Here is an 18158-nt window from a genome sequence, read left to right on the forward strand (position 1 = left end):
GACCGTGGGACACGAATTCGAGGTACGCAAGGAGATCGAGTTGGCGGCCACGCCGGAGCAGGTGTGGGACGCCATCGCCACCGGGCCCGGCCTCGACTCCTGGTTCATGGGCCGCAGCGAGATCGAGCCCCGCGAGGGCGGTGCAGCGCGGCTCACCCTCGGCGGGCACACCGACGAGGCGACCATCGTCGGCTGGGAGCCGGGCAAGCGGTACGCCGACCGCACCGCCACCGCCGACGACGGCTCGTTCATGGCGCTCGAGTACCTGATCGAGGGGCGTGACCAGGGCAGCACCGTGCTGCGGATGGTGCAGAGCGGCATGCTCGGCGACAACTGGGAGACCGAGTTCGAGGCGATGAAGATCGGCTGGGACCTCTACCTGGGCACCCTCGCCGCGTACCTGCGGTACTTCCCGGGCCGCACCGCGACCCCGGTGACCGTGCTGCACCCCGACGCGGGCGATCCGGACCAGGTCTGGCCGGCGGTCGCCGCCGCCCTCGGCACCGCCCACCCGATCGCCGCCGGTGCGCCGGTACGCCTCGCCGTACCGGGTGCCGCGCCGATCGACGGCACCGTCGACCTGGCCGAGCCCACGGTGTTCCTCGGCGTACGCACCACCGGCGGGCTCTACCGGTTCGTCCACTCCGGCCGGGACCGCGGCGACATGCTTTTTCTCAGCCACCACATCTTCGACACCGACGCCGAACCCGTCCACACTGAGCAGCGCTGGCAGCAGTGGCTCGACCAGCTGCCGGTCTCCTGACGTACCTGTCCGAAAGGTTCCTCCGATGCGTAGGTTGATCGTCAACGCGTTCGTCACCCTCGACGGGGTGATGCAGGCACCCGGTGGCCCCGGCGAGGACGACGACGGTGGATTCCGCCACGGCGGCTGGTTGGTCAACTACTGGGACGAGCTGATGGGCCAGACCATGGGGGAGACCATGGGAGTCCCGTTCGACCTGGTCCTCGGCCGCCGCACCTACGACATGTTCGCCGCGCACTGGCCGACGGCGTCAGGGGAGGAGGCCAAGCCGCTCAACGACGCCACAAAGTACGTCGCTTCCCGCGGCCGGCCGACGCTGTCGTGGCCCACCTCCACCCTGATCGAAGGTGACGCCGCCCGGGGCATCACGGCGCTCAAGCGCACCAACGGCCCCGAGTTGCAGGTGCACGGCAGCGCGAACCTGCTGCAGTCGCTGATCAGGGCCGGTCTGGTCGACGAGTTCCGGATCTGGACCATCCCGGTCGTCGTCGGTGCGGGAAAGCGGCTGTTCGGCAACGGCACCGTGCCGGGCGCGCTGACGTTGGTCGACAACGCGGTCTCCACCACGGGCGTGACGATGTGCACCTACCGACCGGCGGGCGAGATCCCGATCGGCTCCTTCGCTCAGGACTGACAGCACACCGCAAGTCTGCAGATGGCGCGGGTCACCTGACGTGTGGCGCGACCACCACTCGAGGGATTACCGCCGGTCGGAAACGGGAAAAAGGAGCGGCATGACGCAGTCAGCGGCCCCCGAGACGTACCCGCCGATCGACCCGACCACGCCGGTCCCGGACGACCCAGGTGAGTTGTCCCCGGACACCCCGGACACACTGCCGCCGGCCCCGGTCGAACCGACTCCGGTCCCCGAGACACCGATCTACGACGATCCGGACGGCCCCGGACCGGTGCCCGAGCCCGAGCCGGCCTAGGCCGCCGGCCCGCGCCGTCGGCGGCCCGCGGTCGGCGGTCGGTCAGCTCCCCTTCGGGTGCCAGACGGTCTTCGTCTCCAGGAAGGCCGTCATCCGCCGGGTACCCGGGTCGGCCGACCAGTCGATCGACCCGTCCGCCGGCCGCAGCACCCGCTTGAGGTTGCCGGCGGCGGCCTGCTCCATCTCGACGGCCAACTGCGGATCCGTCACCCCGGTCAGGTCCAGCGCGTCGACGTCCAGGTGCCCGGCCAGCCACGGCGCCGTTTCGGCGACCGCGCCGGTCAGGACGTTGACCACCCCGCCGGGCAGGTCGCTGGTGGCCAGCACCTCGGCCAGGGTGACCGCCGCCAACGGCCGGGTGGGCGAGGCCAGCACCACCGCCGTGTTGCCGCTGACGATCACCGGGGCCACGACGCTGACCAGGCCGAGCAGCGACGGCTCGGCCGGCGCGACGACCCCGACCACCCCGGTCGGCTCCGGCGTCGACAGGTTGAAGTACGGTCCGGCGACCGGGTTCGCGCCGCCGTACACCTGGGGAAGTTTGTCGGACCAGCCGGCGTACCAGACCCAGCGGTCGATCGCCGCGTCGACCTCGGCGGCCGGCTCGCCGAGCGCGACGAACTGCTCGCGGCGGCCCTCCAGCATCTCGGCGACCCGGTAGAGGATCTGACCCCGGTTGTACGCGGTCGCGCCCGACCAGCCTTTCATGGCAGCCCGGGCGGCGACGACGGCGTCCCGGGCGTCCTTGCGGGAGGCGAGTGCCACGTTGGAGTCCTGCACCTGGTACGTCCGTCCCGACTCGCTGCGCGGGAACTTCCCGCCGATGAACAGCTTGTACGTCTTGCGTACGGTCACCCGCACGGCACCGTCAGACATCGAGGTACGCCTCCAGCCCGTGCCGGCCGCCCTCACGGCCGTAGCCCGACTCCTTGTAGCCGCCGAACGGCGACGTCGGGTCGAACTTGTTGAACGTGTTCGCCCACACCACCCCGGCGCGCAGCCGGTCGGCGGTCCACAGCACCCGCGAACCCTTCTCCGACCAGATGCCGGCGGACAACCCGTACGGCGTGTTGTTGGCTTTCTCGATGGCCTCGTCCGGGGTGCGGAAGGTCAGCACGGACAGCACCGGGCCGAAGATCTCCTCCCGGGCGATCCGGTGCGCCTGGCTGACCCCGGTGAAGATGGTCGGCGCGAACCAGAAGCCCTGCTGCGGCAGGTCGCACGGCGGCGACCAGGCCTGCGCGCCCTCGTCGCTGCCGGCGGCGGCCAGGGTACGGATCCGGTCCAGCTGGGCGGCCGAGTTGATCGCCCCGACGTCGGTGTTCTTGTCCAGCGGGTCACCGACGCGCAGCCGGGCCATCCGCCGCTTCAACGACTCCAGCAGCGGCTCGGCGATCGACTCCTGGACCAGCAGTCGGGAGCCGGCGCAGCAGACGTGCCCCTGATTGAAGAAGATGCCGTCGACGATGCCCTCGACGGCCTGGTCGATCGCGGCGTCGTCGAAGACGATGTTGGCGGCCTTGCCACCCAGTTCCAGGGTGAGTTTCCGGCGGCTGCCGGCGACCGCGCGGGCGATCTGCCGGCCGACCTCGGTGGAGCCGGTGAAGGCGACCTTGTCGACGCCGGCGTGGCCGACCAGGGCCTGCCCGGTGGCACCGGCCCCGGTGACGATGTTGACCACGCCGGGCGGCAGGTCGGCCTGCTGGCAGATCTCGGCGAACAGCAGCGCGGTCAGCGGAGTCGTCTCGGCCGGCTTGAGCACCACCGTGTTGCCGGCCGCCAGCGCCGGGGCGATCTTCCAGGCCAGCATCAGCAGCGGGAAGTTCCACGGGATGACCTGGCCGGCGACGCCGAGCGGGCGCGGGTCCGGGCCGAAACCGGCGTACGGCAGCTTGTCGGCCCAGCCGGCGTAGTAGAAGAAGTGTGCCGACGCCAACGGCAGGTCGACGTCGCGGGACTCGCGGATCGGTTTTCCGTTGTCCAGCGATTCGAGCACGGCCAGTTCGCGGCTGCGCTCGGCGAGCGCCCGGGCGATCCGGAACAGGTACTTGGCCCGGTCCCGGCCGGGCATCGGACCCCAGACCCGTTGGTACGCGGCCCGCGCGGCGGCCACCGCCCGGTCCACGTCGCCGGTGCCGGCCTCGGCGACCTCGGTCAGCACCTCCTCGGTGGCCGGGTTCACGCTTTTGAACGCGCCCCCGTCGACCGGGTCGACGAACTCGCCGTCGATGAACAGGCCGTACGAGTCACGAATGGTGACGATCGAGCGGGACTCGGGTGCGGGTGCGTAGTCGAACACGCTCATCAGTCCAGGGTGACGTAGTTGGGACCGGAGTAGACCCCGGTGGTGAGCTTCGAACGCTGCATCAGCAGGTCGTTGAGCAGGGTGGAGGCGCCGAACCGGAACAGGTCCGGGGTCAGCCAGTCCTCGCCGACGGTCTCGTTGACCAGCACCAGGTACTTGATCGCGTCCTTGGTGGTACGGATGCCGCCGGCCGGTTTGACCCCGATGCGCCGACCGGTGACGGCGTGGAAGTCCCGGACCGCCTCCAGCATGATCAGCGTGACCGGCAGGGTCGCGGCGACCGGCACCTTGCCGGTGGAGGTCTTGATGAAGTCGCCGCCGGCCAGCATCGCCAGCCAGGAGGCCCGGCGCACGTTGTCGTAGGTGGCCAGCTCCCCGGTCTCCAGGATGACCTTGAGGTGGGCGTCGCCGCAGGCCCGCTTGACCGCGACGATCTCCTCGTACACCTCGTGGTAGCGGCCGGCGAGGAACGCCCCCCGGTTGATCACCATGTCGATCTCGTCGGCACCGGCGTCGACCGCTGCCTCGGTGTCGGCCAGCTTGACCGCCAGCGGCGCCTGCCCGGACGGGAACGCGGTGGCGACGCTGGCCAGGTGGATGCCGGATCCGGCGAGCGCGGCGGCGGCGGTCGGCATCATCGACGGGTAGACGCAGACCGCGGCGACCGACGGGCAGTCCGGGTCGGTCGGGTCGGGGCGGCGGGCCTTGGCGCACAGCGCCCGGACCTTGCCGGGGGTGTCGGCGCCTTCGAGGGTGGTCAGGTCGACCATCCGGATGGCCAGGTCGATCGCCCGCGCCTTGGCGGTGGTCTTGACCGACCGGGTGCCGAGCATCGCGGCCCGATGCTGCGCCCCGATCTGGTCGACACCGGGCAGTCCGTGCAGAAAGGCGCGCAGGGTCGCCGCGCTCCGCCCCACCTCGGCCAGGTCGTGGCCGCTCGGTGCAGGTGTGGTCACCGCTGTCATGCCCGCGAGTCTACGTCGTCGACCAGTTGACGATCTTGGTCGTCGGCTGATCGGACGAGCAGACTTAAGGGCCCCGTTGGCCTACCGTTACATCATGTTGAACACGGTGGCCCACCGTCCCTGACGTGCGAGCAGTGCACTTCACCGACACGTACCTGCCCCGGCGCGACGGGGTGGTCACCTCGTTGCGGACCCTGGCGGCGGCGTTGACCGACGCCGGCCACCCCGGGCTGATCGTGGTGCCCCGGCACCCGGACCAGCCGGCCGAGCCGGACGTGCTGCGGCTGCGTGCGCTGCCCTGCGGCGTCGCCGACCTGCGCCTGTCACCGTGGCTGCTGCGCGGTGCCGCCGCCACCGGCACCATCGCCGAGATCGCCGCGGTCGCGCCGGACGTGGTGCACGTGCACACCCCGGGCCCGGTCGGACTGCTCGGCGTCCTCACCGCGCGCCGGCTCGGTCTGCCGCTGGTCCAGACGTACCACACCGACCTGCACGCCTACGCCGACGCGTACCGGGTGCCGGCGCGGGCGCTCAGCGCCGGCGTCCGGCTCTACGCCCGCCGCCTCGGCGTACCGCGCCCGGCGGCGGCACCGGCCGGGCACACCCGGGACCACCGCCCGATGGCCAGCGGCGCGGTCGCCCGCCGTCGAGCCGCCATGGACGCGACCAACACGCTGCTGCTCGGTGGGGCCGACGCGGTCGTCGTCCCGACCCGGGCGGTGCTGGACCGCATCCACCTGCCGGTGCCGGCCGACCGGGTGCACCTGGTACCCACCGGGGTCGCCCCCCGGCGGACCACCGCCCGCGAGGTCAACGCCTTCCGGTACGGCTACGGCATCACCCCCAGCGACCGGGTCGTCCTCTACGTGGGACGGATCAACCGGGAGAAGGGCATCGACCTGCTGATCGCCGCGTTCGAGCGGATCCTGGCCGGCTGCCCGGCGGCCCGCTTGGTGCTGGTCGGCGCGCTGTACGAGCCCCGCTGGCTGGGCGGGCTGCTGCGGGCGCTGCCGCCCCGGGTGGCCGCCCGGATCGTGCTGACCGGTCAGCAGCCGCCGGAGGTGGTGGCCGCCGCGTACGGCGCCGCCGAGGTGTTCGCGTTCGCGTCACAGACCGACACCCAGGCACTCGTCCTGCAGGAGGCCGGGCTGGCCGGCGTACCGGTGGTGCTGGTCGACCGGGCGTTGCACGCGCACGGCGCACTGGCCGGCTCCGCCCTGCGCACCGACCCCGAACCCGACGCCCTCGCCAGCGGAGTGCTGCGGCTGCTGCTCGACCCGGAGGCGGCCCGCCGGCAGGCCGTCGCGGCGGCCGCCCGCTGCGCCGAGCACACCCCGGCCCGGTACGCCGACGCCATCCGTGAGGTGTATGCGTCCGCCGCCGGGTTGACGAGTAGGTTCAACGACCGTGGACGTACTCGTCGTTGACCATCCCCTTGCCCAGTCCCGGCTGACCGCGATGCGCGATGTCCGGACCGATTCGGCGGCGTTCCGCGCCGCGCTGCACGAACTCACCACGATGCTGGTGTACGAGGCGGCCCGGTCCTTCCCGGTGGAGTCCTACCCGGTGACCACGCCGGTTGCCCCGACCGACGGGACCCGGCTGGCCAACCCGCCGCTGCTGGTGCCGGTGCTGCGTGCCGGTCTGGGCATGGCCGACTCGGCGTTGGCGCTGCTGCCGGAGTCGTCGATGGGCTTCGTCGGGCTGGCCCGGGACGAGGAGACCTACGAGCCCCGGGCATACCTGGAGTCGCTGCCGGCCGACCTGGCCGGCATCCCGGTGCTGGTGCTCGACCCGATGCTGGCCACCGGTGGTTCGTTGGAGCACTGCTGCCGGCTGCTGGTCGACCGGGGGGCCACCGAGATCACCGTGCTGTGCGTGCTCGCCGCCCCGGCCGGCATCGACCGGCTGGACCGCTCCGGCCTGCCGTTGCGGCTGGTCACCGCGTCGATCGACGAGCGGCTCAACGACAAGATGTTCATCGTGCCGGGGCTCGGTGACGCCGGTGACCGGCAGTTCGGTGGGATGCCGCGCTTCTGACCGGACCTTCAGCCGGCGGTGGTCCAGCTCCAGCTGGTCGCCTCGTGGTTGGCGAACGGCATCACGCCGTGGAACACCGTCGGACGCGCGGCGAAGACCAGCGGGAGGAAGTGCCGGTCGCTGGGCCACATCGGGACCTGGCCGGCGAGGATGTCGGCCAGGTCGGTCCAGACCAGCGTGCCCTCCGGGCAGCTGACCTGCGGCTTACCGGACCAGGCCGGGATCCGGAACAGGAAACCGAACCAGTTCTCCCCGTTGCGGCCGAAGCCGGGCCAGGAGATGGTGCCGGCCAGTTCGACCCGCTCACAGACGAGCCCGGACTCCTCCCGGATCTCCCGGTGGATGCCGGTGACCACGTCCTCGCCCGGCTCCAGCTTGCCGCCGAGCCCGTTGTAGTAGCCGTAGTGGATGTCGTCGGGGCGGGCGTCGCGGCGCAGCATCAGCACCTGGCGGCGGTCGGCGGACAGGACGTACCCGAGAGTCGCGATGATGGCCTGCACCCGGACACCTTAGGGGTCGCCGACACCTCAGCCGCAGCGACGTCCGACCAGGGCGTCCGCGTCGGCGTGGACGCCCGCGTCGGCGGCGGGCCGCCGGTCGGCGTCGGGCCGCCGGTCGGCGTCGGGCCGCCGGTCGGCGTCGGCCGGAGCGGGCCGCTGGGTCCACGGTAGCTGCTCCGTCGTACGGCTGGTCGGCTGGTGCGGGGCGACCGGTGCCGCCGGCAGCCCTGGCGTCGCCGGCAGCCCTGCTGCCGGCAGGGCCGGTGCTGCCGGCAGGGCCGGCGTCAGCCGCAGTTGCGGGCCGGCCGGGAACCGACCCACCTGCGGTCGCAGCAGCCGCTGGGCCAGTTCGGTGGCGGTGAACGGGGCGCGGGCGGCGGCCACCTCGGCGCTGACCTCGAACGGCGAGGCCGTCGGGAAGTAGTGGTCCAGGAAGTCGGCGCGCAGCGCCCCGTCGGCGGGGCCGGTCAGTCCGAAGGTGTCCACGTCCCGCTGGCCGAGCAGGTGGTGCAGCGCCGCGGCGGCACCCCGGGCGGCCGGGTCGATGACGGTGTGCCGCCACTGACCCGGTACGGCGGTGCCGCGCAGGAACGACCAGTGGTGGTGCAACGACCTGACCAGCGACACGTCGTCGCCGCGCTGAACCTGGTGGCCACGGATCCGCTCGACCAGGTCGGGCGCGCTGGTGCAGATCTCGGCCAGGGTGGATCGGCGCAGCGGCAGCGGTACCCCGGCCGGCACCGTGGTGGTGACCAGCCGGTCGAAGTGGTCGGCGACGATCCCCCGGACGGTGGCGTCCGGCCCGGCCGCCGTACCGGTCGGGACCCGGGGCACGCCGTTGGCTTCGAAGAACGTCGTACGGGTGACGGGGCGGCCGAGGAACACGTTGTCGGGCAGGTAGAGGAACCGTTCCGCCAGGCCGTCGATCTCGTGCAGTGCCGACTCGACGGTGCACGGGTTGAACGTGGGCAGTACGGCGTGCCCGCCGAGCAGGTCGCGGTGGTCCACGACGGTCAACCGTGGATCGTCCAGGTCGAGCCAGCCGGGGATCTGGTACGCGGTGACCAGGAAGATCCGGCGGATCCAGGGGGCGTACAGGTGCACCGACCGCAGCAGGTGACGCAGCCCGTGACTGTCGTCCCAGCCGACGGAGCCGCTGGTCAGGTTGCCGGTCCCGGTACGGCGGTGCCGGTCGGCGCGGCGGGCACCAGGCAGGACTCCGGGCAGTCGGGACGTGACCCGTTGCTGGCGGGTGCGCCAGCGGGGATCGCCCGGGTCGGTCCAGCAGCAGACCAGGTCGACTGGGAAGTCCGGCCAGTCGGCGGGTCGTCGGGCGAACGGGGCGCGGGACAGGTGCCGGCCGATCTCGTCGTCCGGGGCGAACGCGGTGACCTCCGCCTCGGTCAGGCGTACCGGGGCGGAGCCGGTCGGCACGGCGGTGGTGAAGCCGTTGCCGCGGGGGGCCCGCAGCTGGTCGCCGTCGACGGTCCAGAACTCGATCTCGCAGGCCACCTGACCGCCGTACGCGAGCCGGCCGTCGGGGCTGGTCACCGGCTGGAAGACCTGGACCACCGGGGCCCGGCGCAGCCGGCGGCCGGCGCGAGCCGGCAGTGGCCGGGGCCGGCCACCGGGGACGGTCGCGGTCAGCGCGCCGGTGCCGGCCAGCGCGCGCAGCGCGGCACCCCGCTCGCGCTGCGGTACGCCGACCCGGCTGCGCAGCCCGTCGCTGTCCGGAATGACGAAGTACGACACTCCGGCCCGGGCCAGCGCGTCGGTGACCAGGTGCAGGTTGCGTCGGTGGGCGTTGAGCGGGGTGACGGCGGTGTCCACGACGGCGAGTGCGGGCCGGCCGTCCAGGATGGTCCAGCGGCGGGGCTGGCCGTCGGTGTCGGCGGCCGCCGGGCGCAGCCGTACGGCGAGCCAGTGGCGGGCGACCTGGCCGGGGCGGGTGGCCAGCCGGAGCAGCCGGACCTGCCGGTCGAAGGAGAACGTGGACCGCCGGTGCGTCGCGGCGGTCAGGTGAGCGAAGCAGCGGCGAGCCAGCATACCCAGATAAACGACCCGCTATAGGTACTGGTATCGCCTAACGGGTGATATCCGGACATCAGCCGATGTTGAGGGCGACCGCCGTCTCCTCGCGCAGCCGCCGCAGCGCCGTACCGGCCCGGTCGCGAGCCGCGGCGATGTCCCCGTCACGCACCGGCTGCACCACTTCCAGGTACGCCTTGAGCTTCGGCTCCGTGCCCGACGGTCGTACCACGACCCGGGCGCCGGCGGTCCGCAGGATCACCACGTCCGCGTCGGGCAACAGGTCGATCACCGAGGCGACCGGCTCGTCGAGCAGCGTCGCCGGCAGGTGGGCCCGCAGGTACGCCATGGCCTCGGTGATTTCGCTGAGCGCCTCGACCCGTACGGCGAGCTGATCGGTCTGGTGTACGCCGAACTCGGCGGCCAGTTCGTCGAGCCGGTCGGTCAGGTCCCGCCCGGTCGCCTTGAGCGTGGCGGCGAGCTCGGCCACGGTCAGCGCGGCGGTGATGCCGTCCTTGTCGCGCACGTGCTCCGGCGCGACGCAGTAGCCGAGCGCCTCCTCGTACCCGAAGACCAGCGGCACGTCGGCGTCGTCGCCTGCCCCGGCGGCCGGGGCGTCGGAATCGGCAGCGGCGGCGGCGGAGTCGTGACCGGCGCGGACGATCCACTTGAACCCGGTGAGGGTCTCGGCGTACGGCTCGCCGCGTGCCGCGCAGATCGCCCGCAGCAGCGACGACGACACGATCGTGGTGGCGTACCGGCCGTGTCGGCCCTGGCGCATCAGATGGTCGGCGAGCAGGACTCCGAGCTCGTCGCCGCGCAGCATCCGCCACTCGGCCACGGCGTCGGCGCCGGTGCCATCGGTGTCGGCACCGGACCGTACCGGTACCGCGACGGCGCACCGGTCGGCGTCCGGGTCGTTGGCGATGGCCAGATCGGCACCGGTGGCCCGGGCCAGGGCGACGACCCGGTCCATCGCGCCCGGCTCCTCCGGGTTCGGAAACGCCACGGTCGGGAAGTCCGGGTCCGGCTCGGCCTGCTCGGCGACGACCTGCGGGGCGGCGAAGCCGGCCGTGGTGAACGCGTCGCGCAGCACCGCCGCGCCGACGCCGTGCAGCGGCGTGTAGGCCACGGTCAGTGCGGCCGTCGCCGCGGTCGGCCGGACCACCTGCGCGGCGGCCCGCAGGTACCCGGTGACGATCTCGTCGTCGAGGGTCTTGCCGGGGCCGCCGAGCGGTACGTCGGCGAGGCGGCCGACGGCCCGGATCGCCGCCTCGATCTGCCGGTCCGCCGGTGGCACGATCTGCGCGCCGGCTCCGGCGGCACCGCCGAGCTGCGCACCGAGGTAGACCTTGTAGCCGTTGTCCTGCGGCGGGTTGTGGCTGGCGGTGACCATCACGCCGGCGGCGGCGTCCAACGCCCGTACGGCGTAGGCGAGCACCGGCGTCGGCAGCGGGCCGGGCAGCAGGTAGGCGTCCCGCCCGGCACCGGTGGCCACCTCGGCGGTCCGGACCGCGAAGGCGCGCGAGCCGTACCGGGCGTCGTAGCCGACCACCAGCGGCCCGGTCGCGTCGTGCGCGGCGAGCCAGCCCACCAACCCGGCTGCCGCCCTCGTCACGACCTGCAGATTCATCCCGTTGGGGCCGGCCCGCAGCGGCCCGCGCAGCCCGGCTGTGCCGAAGGTCAGCGGCCCGGCGAACCGGTCGGCCAGCTCGGCGGCGCTGTCCGGCAGCGCCGCCAGCAGGGTCTGCAGCTCGGCGCGGGCGGCTGGGTCCGGCTCGTCGTCCAGCCAGGCCACCACCCGGGTACGCAGGCCGTCGAGGTCACCGGCCGGCGCCGGCACGTCCGCTGCCATCGACTCAGCCGACCTCGGTGAGCTGGAAGGTCCGGACCATCTCGTCGAAGATCGGCTTGCTCTCCTCGAAGCGGGCGTCCGGAGTGGTCAGGAAGAACGAGTACGCCTTGCCGCCCGCGACCACGGCCCGCCAGACGCCGTGCCGCTTGCTGTCGCCGTCGCCGCAGGTGTACTCGAACTGGGCGGCCTCCCGACCGGCCAGCTCGACCTCGGTGGTCATGTCGAGCTGGGCGTACGGGCGCGCACAGGACTGACTGTCCGGCTTCTTCAGACCGTTCTCGGCGACCTCGGCCCACCGCTGGGCCGAGGAGCCGAACGGCTCCACCACGATCCGGACCTTACGGCCAGGGTCGTCCGGGTCGGCGAAGTCGGTGTACAGCCCGCCGCTGGCCTTCTCCCAGCCTTCCGGTACGGCGACGGAGACCCCGCGCTCGTTGACGGTCTTCGTCGGGATCGCCGGCGGCGGCTCCTCGGTGATCTGTGGAGTGGTGAGGCTCGGCTGCTGGGGTTCCTGCTGGCCGCTGTTGAACAGCGTCGTGGACAGCAGCAGGATCAGCAGGGTGGCGCCGGCGGCGGCGCCGATCTGCACCTTGCGGTCCCAGCCCTTGACGGTGGTGACCGCGCGGGCGCTGGTCTGGCGCACCCCGGCGATCGCCCTGTCGAGCATGGCACCGGCGGTGGCGCCGCTACCGGCACCCCGGTCGGCGCGCGCCGACGACCAGCCCGGCTGCCCACCGGGCGGCCCTTCGCTCCAGGTGGGTGCCGGCATCGCCCCGGTCGGGCTGAGCACCGCCGCGGTGCCGCCCCGCCCCGGCGGGGTGACCTGCCCGATCGGCGCGGTCCGGTCGGCGGCCGGGTCGACCGGACCGGCCGCCGGGTGGTGCGCCGGCGGGGCGGCCGAGTGTCGTGCGGTCGGGCTGTGTGGCGCGGCCGGACTGACCGGGCCGGCGGCGGGCGAGGTCGGGTTGGCGTTGTCCAGCCCGGCGGCGGACCACTGGGCGGCGCTGGGCATCTGCCGGCCGGCCCTGCGCAGCTCGGCGAGGCGGTCGGTGAGCGACTCGTCGGGGCCGATCATGGCCCGTCCACCGATCTTGCCGGTGGGCTGTGCCGGGGCCGGTGCCGGCGCGGCCGGCGCCTGCTGGCGCCAGGCTGGTGGCCGCTGCGGCTGGACGACCGCGTACGGGTCGGTGACCAGGTTGGCCGGGGCCTTGCTGGCCAGCGGGCCGGCGAGCAGTTCGCGCAGGATGCTGCGGGCGGTCGGTACGTCGAAGCGCCGGGCCGGGTCCTTCTCCAGCAGGCCGAGCAGCACCTCGGTCAGTGGGCCGGAGCGCACCGGCGGTGCCGGTGGGTCCTCGACCACGGCGTGCATGGTCTCGATCGGGTCGCCCTTGTCGAACGGGGGCCGCCCTTCGACGGCGGTGTAGAGCGTGACGCCGAGCGAGAACAGGTCGCTCGGTGGCCCGAAGTCCTGGCCCATGGCGCGTTCGGGGGAGATGAAGTGCGGCGAGCCGAGCACCATGCCGGGGGTGGTCAGCTGCACCTCGGTCGGCATCCGGGCGACACCGAAGTCGGTGAGCACGCAGCGGCCGTCGGTGCAGATCAGCACGTTGGCGGGCTTGACGTCGCGGTGCAGCACCCCGATGGCGTGGGCCACCTCCAGGGCGCCGAGCAGCGCGATGCCGATCTTGGCGACGGCACGCTGGGCGACCGGGCCGTCCTCGATCACCATGTCGGCGAGGCTGCGGGCGTCCAGCAGCTCCATCACGATCCACGGCCGGCCACCTTCGGTGACGACGTCGTAGACCTGGACGACGGCCGGGTGCTGCAGCGCGGCGGCCGCGCGGGCCTCCCGGAGGGTGCGTTCGTACATCGCGTCGCGGTCGCTGGGGGCCAGCCCTGGGGGAAGGACGACCTCCTTGACCGCCACGTCACGTCGGAGCAGGGTGTCGGAGGCGCGCCAGACGGTGCCCATGCCACCGTGCCCGACCGCGGCACGCAACGAGTACCGGCCACCGATGGTGGTGCCGGGCGCCGCCCGTGTGCTGGTAGAGCTGACTGGTCCGCCACTCCACGTCGGAATCTGAGTCACAGGAAAAGCCGCCGAGAGAAGTTGAGGGGCTGGGGAACCAACCCCTCTATCTTGCTGGGTCCCTCGACGGAACGAAAGCCACGCGCCGAGGTTGGTGAGAAGTCCACTCTGTGTCGTTGTGTGATAGCTCAATGTACACCGGATCGGACTCTCGGTGCCGAACTCCTCACTGTGCCGTTACAGGTGTCGGAGGCCCTATGGCGGACGGCGCTGCAAGAGTCAGATATCTGTCAGTTTTCGGTCGAACCGACGTCCGCAACGCTGCGTAGGTCGTTACTCGGTGTAGGAGGTGTGGGACCCATGGCTGCCCACGATGGTGACAATCGGGGCGGACCGCAGCGGTCCGAACGCCTCTACCAGGCATTCCATGACAATACGCGATGCGGCCACTACCCGAATGATGTTGCGCAGCGTTACCGTCCCCGGTCTAGGCTGTCGGAGTCCCATCCCATCCACAGTGATCGAGAATCTGACGTGACGAGTGCGTTGACGTTGCCCACCGGCAGCGAGATGGCGTCGTCCTGGCCCGATCCACTGCCAGGTGCCCACCCCCTGCCGGCCGGACTGGACCAGTTGCTCGATGTACGCGGACCGGAGCTGATCGCCACCCGGCGGCACCTGCACGCCCACCCCGAGCTGTCCGGTCACGAATTCGAGACCGCCGCCTTCATCTCCCACCAGCTCGCCACGATGGGCCTCACCCCCCGGCTGCTGCCCAAGGGCAACGGTGTCATCTGCGACATCGACGCCGGCCCCGCCGGCAGCCCGGTGACCGCGCTGCGCGCCGACATCGACGCGCTGCCGCTGACCGACGTCAAGGACGTGCCGTACCGGTCGACGGTGGCCGGCGCCTGCCACGCCTGCGGCCACGACGTGCACACCACCGTGCTGCTCGGCGCGGCGCTGCTGCTGGCCCAGTTGGCCGAGCGCGGCGTACTGCGCCAGCGGGTCCGCCTGATCTTCCAGCCGGCGGAGGAGATCCTGCCCTGCGGCTCGCTGGAGGTCATCGCCGCCGGCGGCCTGGCCGACGTCGAGCAGATCTTCGCCCTGCACTGCGACCCCAACCTGCCGGTCGGCAAGGTCGGCCTGCGGGTCGGGCCGATCACCGCTGCGGCCGACAACATCAGCGTCCGGCTCACCGGACCCGGCGGGCACACCGCCCGCCCGCACCTGACCGTCGACCTGGTCAACGCGCTCGGCCGCCTCGTCACCGAGGTGCCGGCGCTGGTCAACCGCCGGGTCCCGGCCAACTCCGGCCTGCTGCTGGTCTTCGGGCAGGCCTCCGCCGGCACCCAGTACAACGTCATCCCGAACGAGGCCAGCGCCGCCGGTACCCTGCGAGTGCTCGACCGCCCCACCTGGGACGCGGCCCCGGACATCGTCACCCAGATCATCCGCGAGGTGGTCGCGCCGACCGGGGCGACCGTCGACGTCGAGTACCTGCGCGGGCGGCCACCGGTGGTCAACGACGCCCGGGCGATCGACGTACTCACCGCGGCCACCACCGCCGCGCTCGGCCCGGCGGCCGTCGCCGACACCCCGCAGAGCATGGGTGGCGAGGACTTCTCCTGGTACCTGGAGTACGTGCCCGGCGCACTCGCCCGGCTCGGGGTCGGACGCGCCGAACCCGGCAGCGACCTGCACCGAGCATCGTTCGACGTGGACGAGCGGGCGATCGCCGTCGGCGTCCGCCTGCTCGTGCACACCGTCCTGCAGTCGGCCGCGACCGACTGACCCGACTACCGGGTCAGCCGGTCGGCTACCGGGTCGTCACCGGCTAAGGGGTCGTTTCCTCCGCCGCCGGACGCGGTGCCGGCGCGGTCGCCGAACTGGTCGCGGTCGTCGTCGGGGCCGCCGACCCGGCCGTGCCCGCCGCCATGGGCAGCGCCGGTCCGGTGTGTGCCGCCGAGCCACGGCGGCGCCGGGTCCGCAGCACCCAGAGCAACCCCAGCACAGGTACGCCGAGCGCCACCAGCCAGGGCAGCAACGCCCCGAACACGGTCACCAGGATCCGTACCGAGGCGGTGAACGCCCCCCAGCCTGCGGCCAGCCCGGCCAGGAACCCGGTCTGCGGCTCCGCCGCCGCTGGCGGCGTACCCGGCCCCACCAGCTCGACGGTGATCCGGGACAACGTCACCAGATCGGCCAGCCCGCGCTTCTTCGCCTGCAGCGACGCCAGGTCGGCCTCCCGCTTGGCGAGCTCGCTCTCCAACATCACCAGGTCGGCGAGGGTCTCGGCCTGGGCGAGCAGGGCCCGGCCGCTGCGGACCCGGGCCTCCTGGGTGGTGATCCGGGCGTCCAGGTCGATCACCTCCTCGGTGACGTCCTGCACGCTCAACTCGCGGCTGATCTCCTCACCGAGGCGGGACAGTCGGTCGACCACCCGGTCGAACTCGGCCGCCGGCACCCGCAGCTCCAACGTGGCGCGGCCCTGGTCGTCGTACTCGGACCGCTGGTCGCGGCCGACGAAGCCGCCCACCGACGAGGCGATCGTCGCCGCCTCGCTGGCCTTGCCGGCGACATCGGTCACCTCGACGGTGATCGACCCCGAGTAGATGATCGACCGCTCGCCGACCCGCAGGTCGACCGGGGTGGCGGCGTCCGGGCCGGCGTTGCCGCCGCTGTCGCCCGCACCCGCCGCCTCCTCCGGGGCGCTGCCGCCGTCGTCGGCCGCGCCGCCCTCGGGCCGGCCGTCCGGGCCCGGAGCCGCCGCCCCGGCCACGTCCCGCTGCGGCATGTCCGCCGTGCTTCCCGCCGAGTCCTCCGACGCCGAGCAGCCGGCCAGCACCAGCAACCCGGCGAGCAGGGCCACACCGGCGGCGACGCCGCCTCGGTGCCCGACCCGCCGGTGAATACGCTTGTTCTTGGTTGTCAAGGGGTGTCTCCTTGGGCTCGTCACAGATGTGTCACCCGGGTGTCGCTGAGACGCGCCACGACCGCCGGCGGGTTCCGGCACACTGCAAAGCGGCAGGTCACGATTCGGTTGTCGGGAGGTCACGGTGCGACTGACCAAGTTCGGGCATTCCTGCGTACGGCTGGAACGCGACGGCGCGGTGCTGGTGATCGACCCGGGGGCGTTCAGCGAGCCGGCCGCGCTCGACGGGGTCGACGCGGTCCTCGTCACCCACGAGCACTTCGACCACCTCGACGTCGACCGGCTGGCCGACGTGCTCGCCCGGCGCCCGTCGGTGACCGTCCACGCGCATCCGTCTGTGGCATCCACACTGGATGTGCTCGGCGACGCGGTCGTTGCGGTCGAGGCCGGCGACCGGTTCGAGGCGGCGGGGATGCCGGTCCGGGCGTACGGCGGCTGGCACGCGGTGATCCACCCGGACCTGCCCCGGGTGCCCAACCTGGGCTTCCTGGTCGACGACTCGGTCTACCACCCGGGTGACGCGTTCGACGTGCCGGCCGACGCGGCGGTGCAGACCCTGTTCGTGCCGGTGTGCGCGCCGTGGATGAAACTGTCCGAAGCAGTCGACTTCGTCCGGGCGGTCGCCCCCCGGCGGGCCCTGGCCCTGCACGACGGCCTGCTCAACGACGCCGGCCACCGCGTCACCGACAACCTGATGGGCAAGCTGGCCGGCTGCGACTACGCCCGGCTGCCGGCCGGCACCACGCTGGACTGAGTGCCGGGCATGAGCAGCGGTGGCGCGGCACCGGCCGAGGTGGTCCGCCGGCTCTACACCCTGCCACCCGGGCAGTTCGTGGCGGCCCGGACCGAGGCGGTCGCCGCCACGCGGGGCAGCGACCCGGCCGCCGCCCGCGCCATCGGGAAACTGCGCAAGCCGACGGTCGCCGCCTGGTTGGTCAACCTGCTCGCGCTGCGTCGCCCGGACCTGATCGACGGGCTGGTGGAACTGTCCGGGCAGCTGCGGTCGGCGCAACGGCAGCTGCGCGGGCCGGCGCTGCGGGAGCTGTCGACGCGCCGGCGGGCGGTGATCGAGTCACTGGTCGCACAGGCCCGCGCGCTCGCCGTCGATGCCGACCCGGCGGCCGCCGCCGGAAAACTACCCCTCGCCGAGGTGGAGGCCACCCTGTCGGCGGCCCTGTCCGACGAGCAGATCGCGGCTCAGGTGCGCTCCGGGCGGCTGATCCGGGCGGTGGACTACGCCGGGTTCGGTGAGGTGCCCCGCCCCCGGCTGCGCCTGGTCGGCCCGGACGACGTCGTGGCCGACGAGCCCGACACCGGCCGGGCCGCCGCCGGCCGGGCCAGGCGGGGCCGGGCCGCCGCCGATCGGGCGGAGCGGGACCGGGCCGCTGCCGACCGGGCCGCGCGGGAGTTGGCCGACCGGCGGCGTCGGCTCACCGCGGAGCTCGACCAGGCCAACGCCGGGCAGCACGCCGCCCAGTCCGATCTGGCCCGCGCTGCCGCCGCCGAGCACGAGGCGGCCGAGGCGGTCGCCGAGGCACACCGCCAACTGGCCGAATGGGAACGTCGTCGGGCCGCTGCCGAACAGGAGCTTGCTCGTCGTAAGGTGGCCCGCAAGACTGCGGAGCGGGCGGTCAGTGCCGCCCGACGGTACGTCGGCGACGTGACCGCCGTGTTGGAGGATCTGCCGGAGCCCGGCTGATCCGTCCACTGCGGGGACTGACCGGGGTCGACATCGGTCAGTGGAGGTTGCCGGGACCGGCAGCTGGGAGCGTCGACCTCGGCCGGCGCGGCGAAGGGCGGCGACGC

The 18158-nt window shown here is 73.1% G+C and carries 16 protein-coding genes; 8 read left to right on the forward strand and 8 right to left on the reverse strand.

The window, feature by feature from the left end; genetic code table 11:
* The first annotated feature begins 4 nt into the window (after positions 1-4).
* The 3 genes from O7623_RS26090 to O7623_RS26100 all read left to right on the forward strand — a co-directional run bounded on the left by O7623_RS26090 (position 5) and on the right by O7623_RS26100 (position 1695).
* Positions 5-763: an SRPBCC domain-containing protein gene (locus tag O7623_RS26090; protein WP_282225597.1), complete on the forward strand. Its 759-nt coding sequence runs from the start codon at positions 5-7 to the stop codon at positions 761-763.
* A gap of 25 nt (positions 764-788) precedes the next feature.
* Positions 789-1397, forward strand: coding sequence for a dihydrofolate reductase family protein (locus O7623_RS26095; RefSeq protein WP_282225598.1), 609 nt, complete (start codon positions 789-791; stop codon positions 1395-1397).
* Positions 1398-1497: 100 nt separating this feature from the next.
* On the forward strand, positions 1498-1695 hold the full coding sequence (locus O7623_RS26100; protein ID WP_282225599.1) for a hypothetical protein: 198 nt from the start codon (positions 1498-1500) through the stop codon (positions 1693-1695).
* Between the two features lie 42 nt (positions 1696-1737).
* On the opposite strand, the gene O7623_RS26105 is transcribed toward O7623_RS26100, so the two are convergent.
* From O7623_RS26105 to deoC, 3 genes are read right to left on the reverse strand one after another with little or no spacing between them, the layout of a single operon-like run.
* Entirely contained in the window at positions 1738-2571 is an 834-nt protein-coding gene (locus O7623_RS26105) for an aldehyde dehydrogenase family protein (RefSeq protein ID WP_282225600.1), read from the reverse strand.
* Positions 2564-3994, reverse strand: coding sequence for an aldehyde dehydrogenase family protein (locus O7623_RS26110; protein ID WP_282229584.1), 1431 nt, complete (start codon positions 3992-3994; stop codon positions 2564-2566). Before O7623_RS26110 ends, O7623_RS26105 begins: the two co-directional genes overlap by 8 nt.
* A 5-nt stretch (positions 3995-3999) precedes the next feature.
* The gene (gene deoC / locus O7623_RS26115; RefSeq protein WP_282225601.1) at positions 4000-4965 is read right to left on the reverse strand and encodes a deoxyribose-phosphate aldolase; all 966 of its coding nucleotides are present in this window, start codon (positions 4963-4965) and stop codon (positions 4000-4002) included.
* Positions 4966-5090: 125 nt separating this feature from the next.
* Here deoC and O7623_RS26120 point away from each other — a divergent pair, with 125 nt between their 5' ends.
* Positions 5091-6392 (forward strand): glycosyltransferase, encoded by a 1302-nt coding sequence (locus tag O7623_RS26120; protein WP_282225602.1) that lies wholly within the window; start codon positions 5091-5093, stop codon positions 6390-6392.
* Entirely contained in the window at positions 6373-7005 is a 633-nt protein-coding gene (upp, locus tag O7623_RS26125) for a uracil phosphoribosyltransferase (protein ID WP_282225603.1), read from the forward strand. The genes O7623_RS26120 and upp overlap by 20 nt, the downstream gene beginning before the upstream one ends.
* Positions 7006-7013: 8 nt before the next feature.
* Here the strand turns inward: upp and O7623_RS26130 are convergent, their stop codons facing one another.
* Genes O7623_RS26130 through O7623_RS26145 form a run of 4 tightly spaced genes read right to left on the reverse strand, consistent with a single transcriptional unit; the run spans position 7014 to position 13477 of the window.
* Positions 7014-7505 (reverse strand): 8-oxo-dGTP diphosphatase, encoded by a 492-nt coding sequence (locus O7623_RS26130; protein WP_282225604.1) that lies wholly within the window; start codon positions 7503-7505, stop codon positions 7014-7016.
* A 27-nt stretch (positions 7506-7532) separates the two neighbouring features.
* Positions 7533-9551: a hypothetical protein gene (locus O7623_RS26135; protein WP_282225605.1), complete on the reverse strand. Its 2019-nt coding sequence runs from the start codon at positions 9549-9551 to the stop codon at positions 7533-7535.
* A 58-nt stretch (positions 9552-9609) separates the two neighbouring features.
* Entirely contained in the window at positions 9610-11388 is a 1779-nt protein-coding gene (locus O7623_RS26140) for a phospho-sugar mutase (protein WP_282225606.1), read from the reverse strand.
* Positions 11389-11392: 4 nt separating this feature from the next.
* Positions 11393-13477 (reverse strand): serine/threonine-protein kinase, encoded by a 2085-nt coding sequence (locus tag O7623_RS26145; protein WP_282225607.1) that lies wholly within the window; start codon positions 13475-13477, stop codon positions 11393-11395.
* A gap of 474 nt (positions 13478-13951) precedes the next feature.
* Here O7623_RS26145 and O7623_RS26150 point away from each other — a divergent pair, with 474 nt between their 5' ends.
* Positions 13952-15211, forward strand: coding sequence for an amidohydrolase (locus O7623_RS26150; protein ID WP_282225608.1), 1260 nt, complete (start codon positions 13952-13954; stop codon positions 15209-15211).
* 43 nt (positions 15212-15254) lie between these two features.
* Here the strand turns inward: O7623_RS26150 and O7623_RS26155 are convergent, their stop codons facing one another.
* Entirely contained in the window at positions 15255-16352 is a 1098-nt protein-coding gene (locus O7623_RS26155; protein WP_282225609.1) for a DUF4349 domain-containing protein, read from the reverse strand.
* A gap of 124 nt (positions 16353-16476) precedes the next feature.
* Between O7623_RS26155 and O7623_RS26160 the strand changes: the two genes are divergently transcribed.
* Together O7623_RS26160 and O7623_RS26165 are read left to right on the forward strand one after the other, a co-directional pair.
* Positions 16477-17106 carry an MBL fold metallo-hydrolase gene (locus O7623_RS26160; protein WP_282225610.1) on the forward strand — a complete coding sequence of 210 codons (630 nt, stop codon included), beginning with the start codon at positions 16477-16479 and terminating at the stop codon, positions 17104-17106.
* Between the two features lie 9 nt (positions 17107-17115).
* Positions 17116-18051 (forward strand): hypothetical protein, encoded by a 936-nt coding sequence (locus tag O7623_RS26165; protein ID WP_282225611.1) that lies wholly within the window; start codon positions 17116-17118, stop codon positions 18049-18051.
* Positions 18052-18158 lie beyond the last annotated feature (107 nt).

It is taken from the genome of Solwaraspora sp. WMMD791, assembly GCF_029581195.1.
Classification (GTDB): domain Bacteria; phylum Actinomycetota; class Actinomycetes; order Mycobacteriales; family Micromonosporaceae; genus Micromonospora_E.